Source organism: Pseudomonas brassicacearum (genome assembly GCF_003732265.1).
Taxonomy (GTDB): Bacteria; Pseudomonadota; Gammaproteobacteria; order Pseudomonadales; family Pseudomonadaceae; genus Aquipseudomonas; species Aquipseudomonas brassicacearum_D.
In genome coordinates, this window is sequence record NZ_MOBK01000001.1 from 835,829 (window position 1) to 851,010 (window position 15,182).

Here is a 15,182-nt window from a genome sequence, read left to right on the forward strand (position 1 = left end):
CGGGCTGGATCGTCGCGGTACCCCATAACCATAAAAAATGACGAGCACCTCAATGAGCACAACCAGTCACGAGACTCATGATTTGCGCATGCCTCGCAAAGCGGTGACCGCCGCGACCATCGGCACTGCCCTGGAGTGGTTTGACTTCACCCTCTATGGCGCCGTGTCGGCGACCATTCTGCCCAAGCTGTTTTTCCCGGCGATGGAACCGACTGCCGGCCTGCTCGCTTCGCTGGCGACCTTCGGCGTTGGCCTGGCCGCGCGGCCATTGGGCGCGATTACGTGTGGCTACCTCGGCGACAAACTCGGCCGCCGTAACCTGATGTTGGCCACCGTGACCATGATGGGCCTGGCGTCGGTCTTGATGGGCTTGTTGCCCACTTACGGCCAGGTGGGGATCTGGGCGCCGATCCTGCTGGTGCTGCTGCGGATCGTTCAAGGTTTCGCCCTGGGCGGTGAGTCCACCGGCGCGCAACTGATGGCGCTGGAGCACGCGTCCCCCGATCGCCGCGGACGTTATTCGGGCATGCTCGGGTTGTGCTCACCGCTGAGCCAGATAATGGCCAATGGTGTGTTGATGGGCCTGGCAGCGACACTATCAAGTGAGCAATTCGAAAGTTTCGGCTGGCGAATCCCCTTCCTCATGAGCTTCGTACTGGTGGTGGTCGCGATCTTCATCCGCCTGAAAGTCGATGAAACCCCAGCCTTCGTCGCCTTGAAAAAGACCCCGGTCAAGCAGGAAAAAAGCCCGCTCAAATCTGCCGTCGGCGGCCATTACAAGACCATCCTGCGCTTGATGCTGTTCTTCTGCTCGCCCGCTGCGCTGTTCTACCTGATCGTGATTTTTTCCCTCAGCTACCTGACCAAGCACCTGGGCTTTAGCCAGCAAACGGGCTTCATGTCGCTGATGGTAGCGAACGTCTGCGCCATTTTCGGTGCGCTGGCCGGTGGTTATCTGGCAGATCGCTGGGGCCGTAAAAAGGCGCTGGCCCTGGGTTCATGCATGACCTTGCTGATCCTGTTCGTCTACTTCCCGATCCTCAACACGCTCAACGTCCCCGCCATCATGGCAATCATGGGGCTGTTCCTGGGCTTCACCCAGTTCCAGAGCGGCATCCAGCCGGTGGCCTTCGCCGAAGCGTTCCCGACCCAGGTTCGTTACTCGGGCTCGGCACTGGCCTACACCGGCGCCAACCTGGTGATTGGCGGCCCTATGCCGATGATCGCCGTGTGGATGATGAGCCAGTCGAACAACTCGCCGTGGCCTCTGGTGACGCTGTGCGCGGTGATCAACCTGATCTCGCTGGCAATGATCGTCATCGGCCCGGAAACCCGCGGCATCGACCTTAACGCCGTCGCCAAAGACGACGCCGTCGACACTCGCGCTTCAGCCATTCTTTCCAAATAACGCAGCAGGACGACCATGAACCGCACCGTCTTCATCCTCAACGGCCCTAATTTGAACCTGCTGGGTCGTCGCGAGCCGCACATTTACGGCCACACCACGCTCGATCAGATTCGCCAGACCAGTGAAAGGCTGGCCGAGGAACTTGACCTGGTCTGCGACTTTCGCCAGACCAACCACGAAGGCGTGATGGTCGACTGGATTCAGGAGGCGTTTGAACAAGGCGCGGCACTGATCATCAACCCGGCCGGTTTTTCGTTTCACTCGATTCCGGTCCTCGATGCCCTGAAGTTGCTCGACACACCGCTGATCGAACTGCATCTGTCGAACATCCATGCCCGCGATGAACTGCACCGCCACTCGATCATGTCCGGCGTGGTCAATGCGGTGATCTGCGGCATGGGCGCGGACGGTTATCCGCTGGCCATCAGGGCCATTGACGACCTGCTGCGTCGTCGGGTTGCCAACCACTAATACACCTCTTCTCCAGACGCTTGCACGGCGGTCCCTTGGCAAATTATTGCCAGGGTCGCCTGCACCTGAAATTCAGTCGCCGGCAGCAAAAACGTGCCGAAAAAAATAATAATTCATCGCGAGACTACCCCCATGCGCCACACTTGTTTTCGCCGTAACGTGCCCGCCCACTACTCATTGATCGGTCTGACCCTGGCACTCAGTGCCGGCTCGGCCACGGTCGTTCAGGCCGATGAAAACAGCGGTTTTATCGAGGGCGCTACGGCCACCCTCAATCTGCGCAACGCCTACATCAATCGCAACTTCGTCAATCCCGTCTACCCAAATGCTGCCGCACCTCAAAACAAAGCTGAGGAATGGACGCAAAACTTTATCCTCGATGCCCGCTCCGGCTACACCCAAGGGCCGATAGGTTTCGGCGTGGATGTACTGGGCCTTTATTCGCAAAAACTCGACGGCGGTAAAGGCACTGCCGGCACGCAACTGTTGCCCGTCCATGGTGATGGAGAGCCTGCCGACAATTTTGGACGCCTGGGGGTTGCCGCCAAGGCCAAGGTTTCAAAAACCGTCGTCAAAGTCGGCGAATGGGTAAGTACCCTGCCGATCCTGCGTTCGGATGACGGCCGCTCGTTGCCGCAGACCTTTCGTGGTGCTCAGGTCACCTCCCAGGAGGTCGGCGGCTTGACGGTGTATGGCGGCCAGTTCCAGCAGAACAGTCCGCGAAATGACGCCAGCATGGAAGACATGTCCATGAACGGGAAACCTGCGTTCACCTCCGACCGATTCAACTTCGGTGGCGGTGAATACACCTTCAACGAAAAGCGCACCACGGTTGGGCTGTGGTACGACGAACTTAAAGACATCTATCAGCAGCAATACTTCAGCCTCAACCACACGCAACCCGTGGGTGACTGGACATTGGGCGCCAACATGGGCTTTTTCTCGGGCAGGGAAAACGGCGCCAGCCTGGCCGGCGACCTGGACAACAAGACCGCCTTCGGCCTGTTCTCCGCCAAACTGGGGGGCAACACGTTCTACGTGGGCCTGCAAAAGCTCACCGGCGATAACGCCTGGATGCGGGTCAACGGCGCCAGCGGCGGCACATTGGCGAACGACAGCTACAACTCCAGCTACGACAATGCGCAGGAAAAGTCCTGGCAGGTTCGCCATGACTTTAACTTCGTCGCACTGGGCGTCCCGGGCCTGACCATGATGAACCGCTACATCAGTGGCGATAATGTGCACACCGGTGCAATAACCGATGGCAAGGAATGGGGTCGCGAGTCGGAACTGGCCTATGTGGTTCAGTCTGGCGCCCTGAAAAACCTCAGCGTCAAATGGAGAAATTCCAGCATCCGGAAGAACTTCAGCACCAACGAATTCGACGAAAACCGGCTCTTCATCAGCTACCCGATTTCGTTGTTGTAAGGCGATCAAGATGACCACGCGGCTCTATCCAATTGGATAGGGCCGCGTGGTCTAGTGTGTTTTCACCAAGCCTGGGTCGAGAGCAGCCCTCGAACGCCCCTGCACTGTTCAGCAATCCGCCGATTAGCCGATAATCGAAATACCCCTTCGCTATCGGCGCGCTCAAATGGATCAGGTTCTTTCTCTTCTCTCCGAAACCCTTCCAAAAGCCAAAACCCTGGAACAGCTGACGCGGCCCTTGCTGTCCCTGCTCAGCCGGATAACCGGTATGGAGTCGACCTACCTGACGACCATCGATACCGACGCGGGTGTCCAGCGTGTCGAGTTCGCACGTAATGTCGGTGACATGGTGATTCCTGAAGGGCTGGTCGTGCCTTGGACAGATACGCTGTGCAAGCGGGCGCTGGACGAGAATCGCATGTACTCGGATAACGTTGCCGACGTTTGGGGGGACTCGGAGGCCGCCGCAGCCTTGGGCATCATGACCTACGTCAGCGCGCCCATCAGGTCCCAGGATGGGCAACTGCTGGGGACGGTCTGTGCCGCCAGCTCGGATCAGGTGGCCCGCTCTCCTGAAGTGGAACCCTTGCTGATGCTGCTGTCAGGGTTGCTGGGCTATTCCCTTGAACGTGGGCTGCTGGTTGAGCAACTCCAGACGGCCAACGCCGAGTTGACCAAGCTGGCCCTGACAGACCCACTCACCGGCCTGTCCAACCGGCGTGCCATTCTTAACGATGCCGCACGCCTGTTCGCCCTGGCCCAGCGGGAGAGCAAGTACATCCTCATGGGTGTCATCGATCTGGATGGGTTCAAGCTCATCAACGATACCCACGGTCATCTGGCAGGCGACCAACTGCTGCGCGGTGTGGCCGCGCATCTGCAGCATGGCCTCAGAACCAGCGACATCATCGGGCGCACGGGAGGTGATGAGTTCATCGTGATCGCCCTGGGCACACCCTCCGAACACTTGGAGCTGGCGGAAGACATGCGACATGCCGCCGAACTGCTCCAGGATCGCCTGTCCAAAGCGACGATTGGGCGATATGAACTGGGCCACGGTCTTGGTGATATTCAATACACCGGCGCGAGTGTTGGAGTAGTGGCCGTGATGCCGGGCAGTATGACGGTGGACGAGGCCATAAAGCTGGCAGACCGAGAGATGTATAAGGTGAAACAGCAACGAAATCGTCAGCGGTTTTAGGAAAGTAGACGCTCAGCCAGGGGTCGACTGATGCCCCTCGCGATAGGTAGCAATCGTCTGTGGATTCAACTGGGGCGTCGCATTACTGACTGTTATTGGACTTGAGACAAAATCAATGAAGTTGCCGTTGCCTCTGAAGTTCCCTCTTCAACCAGGTGCTTGCCGGTTCTACGCCTTTTGAACATCGCACCTCATAGGCACGGCCACTCATACTGCTTTTAGTGGCAGCAAGATCGATGAAGTCTTCTGCGCTGTTCACCATGTTCTTGCCTTCCAGATACCTCAGCTTCTGCTCCAGATGCGCCCGAGCGCTAGGGCCTGAATATTCGCTCCCGTTGCGCACAAAGTGACACTCACTGTGTTCGACATAGTCCAGCAAGCCGTTTATCTCTTGAGTGGCTTGAGGTGTGGCTGGAACCTGCCCACTAGTGACAGTTGCGATAAGGCTGATACCCGCCGCCATTATCAAATGGCTGATAAGCCGCGCTGTGCCCCTCATCCACATCCGCATGATTCATCCTGGTCCTGAAAGTGCAATGAATGGAGTGACCGCCAACAGCTATAACATCCTCTCCAGCCCGATCGTGCTGCCAAGCCACGAATTGAAGCGTCGCCACAAACTCCCAGGTTCTTGGGTCAACGTATGCTGTTTGCCGTCATCCTCGGTGACCCAGACCAGCTGATTCTTTTCCAGCAGAACATGATAACTGAGAGTGGGTGACATACCCTCCAGTGCCAGTTCGCGCACCCGTCCGGCGAGTTCCGGGTTATCCACCAACACCCCGACTTCGGTGTTCCACAGTAATGAGCGAGAGTCGAAATTGAACGAGCCGATAAAAGCTTTCTGTTGGTCGAAAATCATCGCCTTGCTATGCAGGCTGGAGTCGGAACTATTGGAGGATCCGCGGTGAAACAGGCGCGGCTCGCTGTCACTGTCGCCATTATTGCCGGACTGGCGGCGTAATTCGAACAGCTGCACACCATGCTCCAGCAAGGTTTTGCGGTAAGGATAGCAAGCGAAAGCCCGATTGGCCTTGATGGGGGGCTGCCTGGGCCTGGATGGAACGACCGAACGCCGAACCGCTCGCCGGCAAGGCCTGACTGGGCTCGTGAGGGACATTGAGTGTCGTACAACCACCAAACAGTTGGGGGGGGGAGGGTTTGGAACGTAGTTCATCGGGTGGCAATTGCGGTGTTTGCCCAAGCCGGAAAAGAAGTTGCCAACAGCAATCGGTAAGAAAAAAAACCAACTGCCAAAGCCTTTGAAAATGACACCGCGACTCATTTCATACAGAAGGATCGTTTCGCCGTGAAGGAGAGCAGCTACTCCCAGGGGCGCAACGGGTAGCAATCGGCCAATAGCTGACCTTGCAGATCGGCTGCCAGAGGGCCACTTTTCCACTGCTATGCTAACAACATCTGTTTCTACACTAGAGACGACGTCGTCAGAGGAACGCCACGCGATGCGAAACTCACTTAAGCATTCGAGACTTCGTTTGGGCTTTTTGCTGACTGTTATCTCAATGGGGCTGACCGCTTGTAGCAGTAACGAAAGTATTAATGCACCTGACAAAGCCATTGCTCGACCACCTGTCGATGACAGCGAGACTTCTTCGGTGCGGGTCACGACTAGCTGGATACAACACTCATTTAGCCAGTCTGAATGCCTGAAGCACGCCCAGGCGGCGCTGACAAAAGCGAGATATTTTGTTGATGCAGGAGACAGATCCGTTTTTGGGTTTAGGCAAGGTATGACTTTTTCGATTCGCTGCGACTACGAAGGCGTTGCATTTTTAGCAGTGGCTTATCGTCAAAGACCCAGTACTGAAACCCAGGATCGGATCTTGAATGAAATAACCAGATTATTTTAATACTCGGTTGTGGCGCACCCGGCCCTTTGCGACCGACGCCGACACCCTGGTTTTCGTAGCCCTCAGGACATGGAAGAGGATGGTTTTTTGTAACGCAACGCCTCCACCAACAACGCAAACGCAGGCGACGCCTGACGACGACTCGGGTAGTAGAGATGAAAGCCGGCAAACCAGGGCGACCAGTCTTCCAACACTTGAATCAGGCGTCCGGCATTGAGGTGAGGCACGACAAGGTCATGGGGAACATAGCTCAATCCGAAACCATCGAGTGCCGCGTCTAACAGCTGATACACACCGTTGTAGGTCACTTGGCCTGACACACGAACCTTGAGACGTTCGCCCTCTTTGGCGAACTCCCAGGCATACAGACCGCCGTTGGTGGGCAACCTCAGGTTGTTGCACAGGTGATCCGTGAGCGCCCGAGGCGTCGTGGGTAATTCACGATTGGCAAAGTAGCCAGGAGACCCCACCACCGCCATGCGCATGTCCGGCCCGATACGCGTAGCAATCATGCCTTCGGCCACGTCCTCGCCCAGCCTGACCCCGGCATCAAAACCCTGTGCGGCGATGTCGACGAAGCTGTAGTCGCAACAGACCTCCACCGAGATGTCCGGGTACTTGGGAAGGAAGTCTTTCAGCACGGGGCGAATGATCTGATCCAGCACATGGTCCATCGCGTTGATACGGATATTGCCGGCGGGGGTATCGCGCAGATCACTCAGGCCCGCCAGCTCTATTTCGATTTCCTCGAAATGGGGCCCCACCCTTCTCATCAAACGTTCGCCTGCCTCGGTGGGCGAAACGCTACGCGTGGTCCGCATCAACAAACGCAGCCCAAGCCGCGCTTCCAGGCCACGAATCGTGTGGCTCAGCGCTGATTGGGACACCCCGAGTCTGGCAGCAGCTTTGGTGAAACTGCGCTCCCTGGCGACGGCGAGGAAGGCAAGCAGATCACTGGCGTTTTCCCTGAGCATTGATGAGAGCTCCACATAAGTATTTTTGGATTCTAGCGACTAATCCTATTAATGAGGAGCTGATAGATTTCGACCTCGCTCCAATCATGAAAAATCTCGAGCCACGGCGTTATCGCTGTCATTGCTCGCTTTCGATGCACCCGCAGAGGAGGGAAAATCCATGCTCGTCATTAACCCGAACGGCTCGCAGCCATCTGCCAAGGGACCCGCCGATTACTTTACGGGCACTGTCCGTGTCGACGCGCCGTTCAAGGGCACAGAAGAGGCTCGGGTCAGCGGCGCCACCGTGACCTTCGAGCCGGGCGCTCGCACGGCCTGGCACACTCACCCGCTAGGTCAGACGTTGATCGTCACTGCCGGGGCCGGTCTGGTGCAGGAACTCGGGCAACCGGTTCGTTCAATCAAACCGGGTGACACCGTGTGGATTCCACCGAATGTCCAACACTGGCATGGCGCGACAGTCACCACGGCAATGACTCACATCGCCATTGCCGAAGTACTGGACGGCAAAGTGGTCGACTGGATGGAACAGGTCAGCGACGAACACTACGCCCAAGAGTTTTGATTGCGCACCTGGTGTCATCAGGTGCGCAAGGCAGCTTCAGCCCGAAACAAATAAAGCGCAGCCCTGTTGGTTTACTCCTGGGTACCGGGCAGCAGTTCAAAGGTGGGGGTAAACGGGGTAATGGCGGCCATCAACTGTTCGAAGGGTTTGTGATTGCCTGTGAAGGTGGCTTTGCCGGCCGCAACGAGTTGAGCGAAGCTGGTTTTCCTTGCCATTACGCCTTCAAGATCAGAACGATCAAGGGTGATCGTAAGGTCGGCATTTTTCGCTTGCTGCCCCTTGATATTGGTCAGGGTTGAATTGCTTAACTCAACCACAAACTGCTCACCGTTGTCGGGCGTCTTGAGATTCAAGACGAAGTGTTGATCCGCCACTTTGCTGCCATCCAGGGCGATGCCGAGGTACTCCAGCCACAACTCGGTACTCATGGCGCGAATCATGTCAGGCCCGGTGGTTTTGGGCGGTAAACCCTTTGGCATGCCGTGGCGTAATTCATACGCCGCCGCAAGGAAGCTGTTACGCACCCCGGCACTTTCCTTTTGGTAGCCGACCTGCTCATAGACGTCCGCGAGCAAGTCCTTGGCCTCGGTGTTTTTGGGTTCGGCATACACCAGCTTATTCAGGATTTCATAGGCTTCGCGGTATTTGCCCTGATCGAACAAGGACTTGCCCTTGGTCATGATCTTCTCTGAGCCCCCCATCATTTCCACGTACAGCGGTGCCGAATCCTTCGGTGACAACGGCATCAGCGTCGCCGGGTTGGCATCCCAGTAACCGAGGTAGCGGTTGATCACGGCGCGGCTGTTGTGCTCTTCGGAGCCGTGATAGCTGTGGGTCGCCCAGTTGTTTTTCAGGCTGTCCGGCAATTTGTAGACGTTGTGAATCTCGTTGATGGTGACGCCCTGGTTGGCCGCGTGCAGCACGGCGTTATTCAGGTTGGCGTAGGCGTCGCGTTGCGCGCGCATGACGTCCTGAATCCGCTCATTGCCCCAACGTGGCCAACTGTGCGCGGCGAACATGACGTCCGCCTGTTGTCCGTAGCGATACAACGCGTTGTTGATGTTCTTCGACCAGACCAGTGGATCACGGACCAGCGCACCACGCAGGGTGTAAATGTTATGGATGGTGCCGACGATGTTTTCCGCGGCCCAGAATGCCTTGAACTGCGGGAACCAGGTATTCATCTCCGCGGGCGCTTCGGTGCCCGGCGTACTTTGAAATTCCATGTCCACGCCGTCGATCGTCAGGGTCTCGAAATCTTTCGAGATATAGCGATTGGGTTCGATCAGGCCCATGTTGCCAATGGACGCATTTTTACCGATGGCCATGTCGACGTGGCCATAAGGACTGTGCGGTAACAACACGCCATATTGGAAGAATGCGCGCCGGGTCATTGCGTTACCGGCGTAGACGTTTTCAGCCACGGCATGTTCCATGAAGCCGGTGGGTGCTATCAGCGGGATTTTGCCGCTGCGCACATCGGCCTCATCGACCAACCCGCGCACGCCACCAAAATGGTCGGCATGGGAGTGAGAGATCACCACCGCCACGATCGGGCGCTTGCCGAGTTTTTCATTGATAAAATCCAGCGCAGCCTTGGCGGTTTCCTTCGACATCAGCGTGTCGAACACAATCCAGCCCGTATCGCCCTTGATGAACGTGATGTTCGCCAGGTCAAACCCGCGCACTTGGTAAATCTTGTCCGGAACCACCTCGTACAGACCGAAGGCCATATTGAGGATCGCCTGACGCTGCAAGGACGGATTGATGCTGTCGTAGTCCTTGCCGTCGAGCAGGAAGTCATAGCTCCCCATGTTCCAAGCAACATTTCCGGCTTCAGCCATGATCTTGTTGTAGGTCGGTGCCGCAATAAAGCCTCTTTTGGCCTCTTCAAAATCTCGTTTATCACCGAACGGAAGTGCCTTGCGTACACCGTTTTGCAGTTCGATCGTGTAGGCCGAAGGCGGTTTGCCTTTGCTATCGAAGTGCGCACTTTTTGTTGAGGAAGGATCAGAACTTGCGCCGTTTGCATCGGCAGCAAAAATCGCAGGGCTAACGCCACAGCCCAGCGTAATTGCCAGTGCCAGATGAAGGGTCTTGTTGTGCATGAGGGGGTTCCTGTACCAAGGGCTGCCAAGAGCGTCAATGCGGAAAATTGCGCCCGATTTTATTGTTTGGGTACGCGTCAACTTGACCCGTCGGGCCATGAATAGCATATTCATTTCATTACGAAAAATTCCGTTTCAGTGGCTTTCGATAACATAAAGGTTATGAGATGACGCCCCGTCGCTTACGTCAGTTCCTGGCATTGATTGAACATGCGCACTTTGGTCGAGCGGCCAAAGCGTTAGGGGTTTCCCAGCCGGCGCTGAGCAAAAGCATCCAGTTGCTGGAGAGTGAACTCGGCGTCACGCTGTTCGACCGACGCCCTGAAGGCGTTGCGCTGACGGCGTTTGGTCATTTGCTTCGCGAAAAAAGTCGGCGCTTGTTAGTGGCCGAGGAAGATTTGCGGCGTGACATTGCCTTGCTGGCGGAAGGTGATATCGGCGCACTGAAAGTGGCCTTGGGTCCCTATCCAAGTATCACCAGCGGATACACCAGCATCGCGCGGCTGCATGCCCGGCATCCGCACATCAAAATCACGGCCCATGTTGCCGGATGGCGTGACGTGGCTCATCAGGTCGCGACCGGCGTGGTGGATTTGGGGATCGCCGAAATCAGTACCCTGGAAGGTCGGGAAGCATTCACCTGTGAGCTGTTGGGTGAGCACCAGGGACGTTTGTTTTGTCGGCCCGGCCATCCTCTGCTTTCGCAAAAGCGTTCTTTGACGTTGGCGCAAACACTCGATTATCCCTGGGTGGCTTCGCGTATTCCGCTGCGACTGGCCACCCATCTGCTCCCGGCAACGTTGGGCTGTGCCGGTGCATACGATGCGCTGAACGGTGATTTTGTACCGGCCATTGAAATAGACGTGCCCATGCAAATCGTAAAATTCGTCGAGAACAGCAACGCTCTGGCGGTAGGGAATTTATCGAGTTTTGAGCGAGAGTTCCTCGCCGGCGAGATCGTACCATTACCCCTCCATGACCTCGCCCTGCGCACCCGCTACGGTTTTATCTACCTGAAAGAGCGCTCACTGCCGCCCGCCGTAGAGGTTTACATGAACGAAGTGAGGGGTGTGGAAGAGGAAATTCGCCAGCGTGAAAGTCTTCTGGCCCAAATGACCAGCGCAGCGAAAAAAGATCACGGTTAGTGGTTCGCCTGCCGAAATCTCATGCACTTTGGCGACTGCGCGGGATATTCAAGAACGCAACGCCGCGTGAATGAGCTATACCCAAGAGTCCCCCCACCGCACTTCTTCCACTTTTGGAGGTTGGCAATGAAACTCTATCCCCTGTCAGTACTATTGATTACCGCAAGTCTCTTCGGCTGCACCCACTCATCAAACCAGTCAATGAATCTTCCATTGGCGGCGACCCAGAGAAACCCCGGTCATTCCGCCACGACCACATTGACGGGCGAAGGCAATCAAACCAACTTTGACTTCTACATCACCGGCGTTCCAAACGGAACCATCTTGCCGCCGCGTATCTACACGTTCATCAACAAAGGCAGTTGCCAGCAACCCGGGCCTGCCGCGTTCGCCATGAACGATAAGGTCAACACTGAACCCAATGCGGGTACCGGCGGATGGACCTTCTACAGAAGCGCGCCGATAAAAATGCAAGACCTGTTGTCCGGCAAGTACTCCATTGTCGTGCGTACTTCGCCAGAAGATGGCAACGCCGATATATTCTGCGGCGATGTGGCCCACGTGACTCGATGAAACCCAGTAAACGTCCATCGGCACCTGACTTGCTCATGCCGATTGTCTGCGCCAAGTGCCAGGGGATGTGCCGAACTGGCGCTTGAATGCGCGACTGAACGCGGCTTCGGATTCGTAGCCGACGGCAAAGCCGATCTGCGCCACATTACCGCGACCTTCGCGCAGCTGTTGAGCCGCCACATGCATACGCCAGAGGGTCAGGTATTGCATCGGTGGCTGTCCGACCAAAGCCGTGAATCGCTCGGCGAATACCGAGCGCGACATGCCCACCTCCTGAGCCAGTGCTTCCGCCGTCCAGCTTTCGGTTGGCCGGGCATGGAGCAGCGCCAGTGCACGCCCGATGTGCGGATCGCGCAACCCTGCAAGCCAGCCGCGACGCTCCGCCGGAAGGCTGGCGACATACTGGCTGACGGCCTCGACAAACAGCAATTCCGAGAGCTTGGCGATGACCGTTGTCGAGCCGACACGCCCCGCTGCGATTTCACTGACAGCGAAACGGAATGAGCTTTCGATCCAGGCGCCCGAAGCCGTCGCGCGCAGGTCCAGTTTCAACAAGGACGGCAGCGACGACAGCAACGGATTGAAGGGCGTTTCGGAGCCGAGGAATCCGCACAATAACTGGGTGACCTCGCCGCCTCCGCCGCAGTTGATCCGTGAAATCGTGCCGACTTCCGGCGGCTGGATAACGTCCTTCACCGGCATGGGCTCAACGCTCAGGTCGCTGCCAAAGGAATGAGCGTCATTGTGAGGAAGCAGCACGAGTTCGCCTGCCTCCACGTCGATGGCGGCAGCACCGTCGATGCATATTTGCATGTGCCCCGCAGCGACAAAATGCGACGACATGACGTGTCGGGGCGCCGCCAGAAACGGCCTGCAGTCATCCACCGAGAGCCTGCCGTTAATGCACCACGGCGCGGTGAGTTCCGCCTCGAGGAACACCCCTCCAGACAGCCGAATCACTCGCAAGACATCAGAAAGCGCATCCAGCAATTGCCAACCCTCCTTTCCGGAGCCCGGAGCAGGTAATCAGGCGTACTGGTCATTCACGGCCCTAACGGCGACAACTAGATTAGCACCAACGCGGACCCGGCGACCGAGACGAGCCCCAGAGGCTTCACCCATGGCGAATGGTTCCGACGTCAACCTAACGGCCCCACAGCAGGAGATCGATATGAACACCCTCGCGACCATACCCGGCCCGGATTCAGGCAACGCCACCCGTTATGCGCAACTTGTCAGATCATCGAAAAAATCGGAATGGCAGATCGATCGCGATTTGCTCCAGGACCGTAGCTTCGACTTCTCGCGCAAATTCCTGCCCGACGGGCTGTCGCAGATCGACCGCCTGAGCTTTCTCGCCGCGGACGAAGCGCGCCTGCTCAGTCAGATTCAGGGCCGGACCTATGCGTACCTCTTTGGCCTGGTCGAGCGCTTTATCAGCGCCAAGATGCTCGATCAGGGCCGCGCCCATGTCTTTGACGATCAACTTGCCCTCGAAGCGCTGGTGCGCTTTTCCAACGACGAGATCAAGCACCAGGAGCTGTTCCGGCGCATGGAAACGCTAGTGGGTTCGCACCTGCCCGCAGGTTATCGTCAAGTGGCCGATGCCAACGATGTGGCGCGCGCGGTACTGGCGGCCAGCACTTGGTCGGTGCTGGCGCTGACCTGCCATATCGAGCTGTTTGTGCAAACGCACTATACGAAAAGCATCGCCCCGCGCGAGGAGCTGTGCCCGCTGTTCAAGGATGTCTTCAAATTTCACTGGAAGGATGAAAGCCGGCACGTCGTACTCGATGAACTGGAATGGAAGGCAGAGCACGCGAAACTCACGCCGGCCGAATGCGACCAGGCAGTGAATGACCTGATTGCGCTGGTGGGGGCCGTCGATGCCATCCTGCAGGCACAATCGGCAGCCGATGCCGAGTACTTCATTGGCAATGTTTCCAGATCGCTCAGTGCCGACGAGACTGCGCAAATCAAGGCCGGCGTGCTGGGCGCCTACCGCTGGCAATACATCATCTCGGGCGTGCAGCATCCACACTTTGGCCGGCTGCTGACGAGCATGACAACGCCCGCACAGATGGCCAGGATTCAAGCCGCACTGGCGCCGATCATGAGCCATTGAGCGATAGCGCGCGACCGACGGCCCGTCGGCCGCGCGCTACGGAATGACGTGCTGACAGCGATCTGTGGAGGATGGCGGCCATGACGATACCGATGTGGATGCTGCTTGGGTTCGCGACCTGGACATTGCTGCTGTTGATGGCCACCGTCGGCGTGTATCGCTGGGTCGGTATCCTGTTCTCGAATGTGCCGATCGCCTCTTTCCGCAGCGATCAACTCGAAGGCGAGGACTGGTATCGACGCGGGACAAGGGCACACGCCAACTGCGTGGAAAACCTGCCGGTCTTTGCCGTCATCGTCTGGGTGATATCAGCCCTCGACATCAACGGGCCTGCCGTGAACTACTTGAGCCTGTGCGTGCTGATCGCTCGCGTGTGCCAGTCGCTGGTTCACGTATGCCATGCGCAAACCGATGCTTTCGTGGCCGTTCGGTTTTTCTTCTTTAGCGTTCAGTTGCTGTGCTTTCTCGCGCTCATTGTCATCGCTGCGGGTCATGGCTGAGAAAGTGCGCTCCATTTGACCGCCCACTTGCATTCGAATTGACCAATCATTTGGATTGGTTCTGACCACCGATTGCATCGGATCTGACCCGCAAGCTTTGTAACCATGATTGGCAGAGAACGACCAGAAGCAGACGTTCAAGCCAGGGCAGCCAGCGTCAACGTCTTTCCAATCAGACCGGTTTGCCGAGCGCGGCATCGATCATGTGACGCACGCCTCGCAGCACCTCGGCCGAGACCTCTGGCCTGGCCTTCGCCGTGGCGCGCGCAACCGAGAGGGCGCCGATCATGGCCGCAACGATGCCCATGGCTGTGGCCAGCGCGTCGACGTCGGGATTGTTGGCGGCAACTCTGCGCTCAAACGCCCGCACCAGCACCATGTAGCCCTCGGTGTACTTGGCGCTGATCGCCACATCCTGGCGGCCAATTTCGCTGGCAGACGCGGCCATTGCACAGTGGTCGGCGTAGTTGTCGCGGTTATCGACTGCCAAATACTCGGACAGGAAGCGATCCAGGTCCGGCTCGCCATCGATCGTGCCTGTATAGAGCTTTGCATTGCCCTGCTCCAGGCTCCACTCCAGCGCCTCGGCGGCCAACGCTTCCTTGGATGGGAAGTGCGCGTATAGCGCTCCGTGGGTCAAGCCGGCTGATTTGCTGATTTCGGCAACGCCTACCCCGTCGATCCCTTTCTCACGAAACAGGCGACTGGCGGTCTCCACCAGCGCGGCGCGGTTGGCTTCTGATTTTTCTTTCGAGATTTTCATAATGAGGCTCCTCTTCTGCGCTCATTCTTGCACGCGATAATTGTGCCCGC

Annotated in this window: 15 protein-coding genes and 1 pseudogene; 10 read left to right on the top strand and 6 right to left on the bottom strand. The window is 57.4% G+C overall.

What is annotated here, in order from left to right; genetic code table 11:
- Positions 1 to 52 precede the first annotated feature (52 nt).
- The 4 genes from BK660_RS03980 to BK660_RS03995 all read left to right on the top strand — a co-directional run bounded on the left by BK660_RS03980 (position 53) and on the right by BK660_RS03995 (position 4,508).
- The gene (locus tag BK660_RS03980) at positions 53 to 1,408 is read left to right on the top strand and encodes an MFS transporter (protein WP_123432180.1); all 1,356 of its coding nucleotides are present in this window, start codon (positions 53 to 55) and stop codon (positions 1,406 to 1,408) included.
- Positions 1,409 to 1,423: 15 nt separating this feature from the next.
- The gene (locus tag BK660_RS03985) at positions 1,424 to 1,879 is read left to right on the top strand and encodes a type II 3-dehydroquinate dehydratase (RefSeq protein WP_123432181.1); all 456 of its coding nucleotides are present in this window, start codon (positions 1,424 to 1,426) and stop codon (positions 1,877 to 1,879) included.
- Between the two features lie 132 nt (positions 1,880 to 2,011).
- Positions 2,012 to 3,307 (top strand): OprD family porin, encoded by a 1,296-nt coding sequence (locus tag BK660_RS03990; RefSeq protein ID WP_123432182.1) that lies wholly within the window; start codon positions 2,012 to 2,014, stop codon positions 3,305 to 3,307.
- 166 nt (positions 3,308 to 3,473) lie between these two features.
- The gene (locus BK660_RS03995) at positions 3,474 to 4,508 is read left to right on the top strand and encodes a sensor domain-containing diguanylate cyclase (RefSeq protein ID WP_123432183.1); all 1,035 of its coding nucleotides are present in this window, start codon (positions 3,474 to 3,476) and stop codon (positions 4,506 to 4,508) included.
- A 112-nt stretch (positions 4,509 to 4,620) separates the two neighbouring features.
- Here BK660_RS03995 and BK660_RS04000 read toward each other — a convergent pair whose 3' ends face one another.
- Together BK660_RS04000 and BK660_RS04005 are read right to left on the bottom strand one after the other, a co-directional pair.
- Positions 4,621 to 5,019: a YfeK family protein gene (locus BK660_RS04000; RefSeq protein ID WP_123432184.1), complete on the bottom strand. Its 399-nt coding sequence runs from the start codon at positions 5,017 to 5,019 to the stop codon at positions 4,621 to 4,623.
- A 48-nt stretch (positions 5,020 to 5,067) separates the two neighbouring features.
- Positions 5,068 to 5,517, bottom strand: a pseudogene (locus tag BK660_RS04005) (phospholipase D-like domain-containing protein); the annotation flags it as partial.
- Positions 5,518 to 5,971: 454 nt separating this feature from the next.
- Here BK660_RS04005 and BK660_RS32550 point away from each other — a divergent pair.
- Positions 5,972 to 6,379, top strand: coding sequence for a hypothetical protein (locus tag BK660_RS32550; protein WP_185045002.1), 408 nt, complete (start codon positions 5,972 to 5,974; stop codon positions 6,377 to 6,379).
- A 62-nt stretch (positions 6,380 to 6,441) separates the two neighbouring features.
- Here the strand turns inward: BK660_RS32550 and BK660_RS04010 are convergent, their stop codons facing one another.
- On the bottom strand, positions 6,442 to 7,353 hold the full coding sequence (locus tag BK660_RS04010) for a LysR family transcriptional regulator (RefSeq protein WP_123432185.1): 912 nt from the start codon (positions 7,351 to 7,353) through the stop codon (positions 6,442 to 6,444).
- A gap of 160 nt (positions 7,354 to 7,513) precedes the next feature.
- Here BK660_RS04010 and BK660_RS04015 point away from each other — a divergent pair, with 160 nt between their 5' ends.
- Complete coding sequence (locus BK660_RS04015; RefSeq protein WP_123432186.1) at positions 7,514 to 7,918, top strand: (R)-mandelonitrile lyase; 405 nt, start codon at positions 7,514 to 7,516, stop codon at positions 7,916 to 7,918.
- Between the two features lie 71 nt (positions 7,919 to 7,989).
- Here BK660_RS04015 and BK660_RS04020 read toward each other — a convergent pair whose 3' ends face one another.
- Complete coding sequence (locus tag BK660_RS04020) at positions 7,990 to 10,026, bottom strand: alkyl/aryl-sulfatase (protein WP_123432187.1); 2,037 nt, start codon at positions 10,024 to 10,026, stop codon at positions 7,990 to 7,992.
- A gap of 167 nt (positions 10,027 to 10,193) precedes the next feature.
- On the opposite strand from BK660_RS04020, the gene BK660_RS04025 reads away from it, so the two are divergent.
- On the top strand, positions 10,194 to 11,171 hold the full coding sequence (locus BK660_RS04025) for a LysR family transcriptional regulator (protein ID WP_123432188.1): 978 nt from the start codon (positions 10,194 to 10,196) through the stop codon (positions 11,169 to 11,171).
- A 126-nt stretch (positions 11,172 to 11,297) separates the two neighbouring features.
- Complete coding sequence (locus tag BK660_RS04030; RefSeq protein ID WP_123432189.1) at positions 11,298 to 11,744, top strand: hypothetical protein; 447 nt, start codon at positions 11,298 to 11,300, stop codon at positions 11,742 to 11,744.
- Between the two features lie 33 nt (positions 11,745 to 11,777).
- Here BK660_RS04030 and BK660_RS04035 read toward each other — a convergent pair whose 3' ends face one another.
- Positions 11,778 to 12,734 carry an AraC family transcriptional regulator gene (locus BK660_RS04035; RefSeq protein ID WP_123432190.1) on the bottom strand — a complete coding sequence of 319 codons (957 nt, stop codon included), beginning with the start codon at positions 12,732 to 12,734 and terminating at the stop codon, positions 11,778 to 11,780.
- Positions 12,735 to 12,915: 181 nt separating this feature from the next.
- Here BK660_RS04035 and BK660_RS04040 point away from each other — a divergent pair, with 181 nt between their 5' ends.
- On the top strand, positions 12,916 to 13,869 hold the full coding sequence (locus tag BK660_RS04040) for a diiron oxygenase (RefSeq protein WP_123432191.1): 954 nt from the start codon (positions 12,916 to 12,918) through the stop codon (positions 13,867 to 13,869).
- 80 nt (positions 13,870 to 13,949) lie between these two features.
- Positions 13,950 to 14,369: an MAPEG family protein gene (locus BK660_RS04045; RefSeq protein ID WP_123432192.1), complete on the top strand. Its 420-nt coding sequence runs from the start codon at positions 13,950 to 13,952 to the stop codon at positions 14,367 to 14,369.
- Positions 14,370 to 14,541: 172 nt separating this feature from the next.
- On the opposite strand, the gene BK660_RS04050 is transcribed toward BK660_RS04045, so the two are convergent.
- Positions 14,542 to 15,132 carry a TetR/AcrR family transcriptional regulator gene (locus tag BK660_RS04050; protein ID WP_123432193.1) on the bottom strand — a complete coding sequence of 197 codons (591 nt, stop codon included), beginning with the start codon at positions 15,130 to 15,132 and terminating at the stop codon, positions 14,542 to 14,544.
- Between the last annotated feature and the right edge of the window lie 50 nt (positions 15,133 to 15,182).

Excerpts from the sequence above, each read along its gene's own strand:
- BK660_RS04020 (WP_123432187.1), bottom strand. The coding sequence starts at position 10,026 with ATGCACAACAAGACCCTTCATCTGGCACTGGCAATTACGCTGGGCTGT.
- BK660_RS04015 (WP_123432186.1), top strand. The coding sequence starts at position 7,514 with ATGCTCGTCATTAACCCGAACGGCTCGCAGCCATCTGCCAAGGGACCC.
- BK660_RS03995 (WP_123432183.1), top strand. The coding sequence starts at position 3,474 with ATGGATCAGGTTCTTTCTCTTCTCTCCGAAACCCTTCCAAAAGCCAAA.
- BK660_RS03980 (WP_123432180.1), top strand. The coding sequence starts at position 53 with ATGAGCACAACCAGTCACGAGACTCATGATTTGCGCATGCCTCGCAAA.
- BK660_RS04045 (WP_123432192.1), top strand. The coding sequence starts at position 13,950 with ATGACGATACCGATGTGGATGCTGCTTGGGTTCGCGACCTGGACATTG.
- BK660_RS04050 (WP_123432193.1), bottom strand. The coding sequence starts at position 15,132 with ATGAAAATCTCGAAAGAAAAATCAGAAGCCAACCGCGCCGCGCTGGTG.
- BK660_RS04010 (WP_123432185.1), bottom strand. The coding sequence starts at position 7,353 with ATGCTCAGGGAAAACGCCAGTGATCTGCTTGCCTTCCTCGCCGTCGCC.
- BK660_RS04040 (WP_123432191.1), top strand. The coding sequence starts at position 12,916 with ATGAACACCCTCGCGACCATACCCGGCCCGGATTCAGGCAACGCCACC.
- BK660_RS03990 (WP_123432182.1), top strand. The coding sequence starts at position 2,012 with ATGCGCCACACTTGTTTTCGCCGTAACGTGCCCGCCCACTACTCATTG.
- BK660_RS03985 (WP_123432181.1), top strand. The coding sequence starts at position 1,424 with ATGAACCGCACCGTCTTCATCCTCAACGGCCCTAATTTGAACCTGCTG.
- BK660_RS32550 (WP_185045002.1), top strand. The coding sequence starts at position 5,972 with ATGCGAAACTCACTTAAGCATTCGAGACTTCGTTTGGGCTTTTTGCTG.
- BK660_RS04000 (WP_123432184.1), bottom strand. The coding sequence starts at position 5,019 with ATGCGGATGTGGATGAGGGGCACAGCGCGGCTTATCAGCCATTTGATA.
- BK660_RS04030 (WP_123432189.1), top strand. The coding sequence starts at position 11,298 with ATGAAACTCTATCCCCTGTCAGTACTATTGATTACCGCAAGTCTCTTC.
- BK660_RS04025 (WP_123432188.1), top strand. The coding sequence starts at position 10,194 with ATGACGCCCCGTCGCTTACGTCAGTTCCTGGCATTGATTGAACATGCG.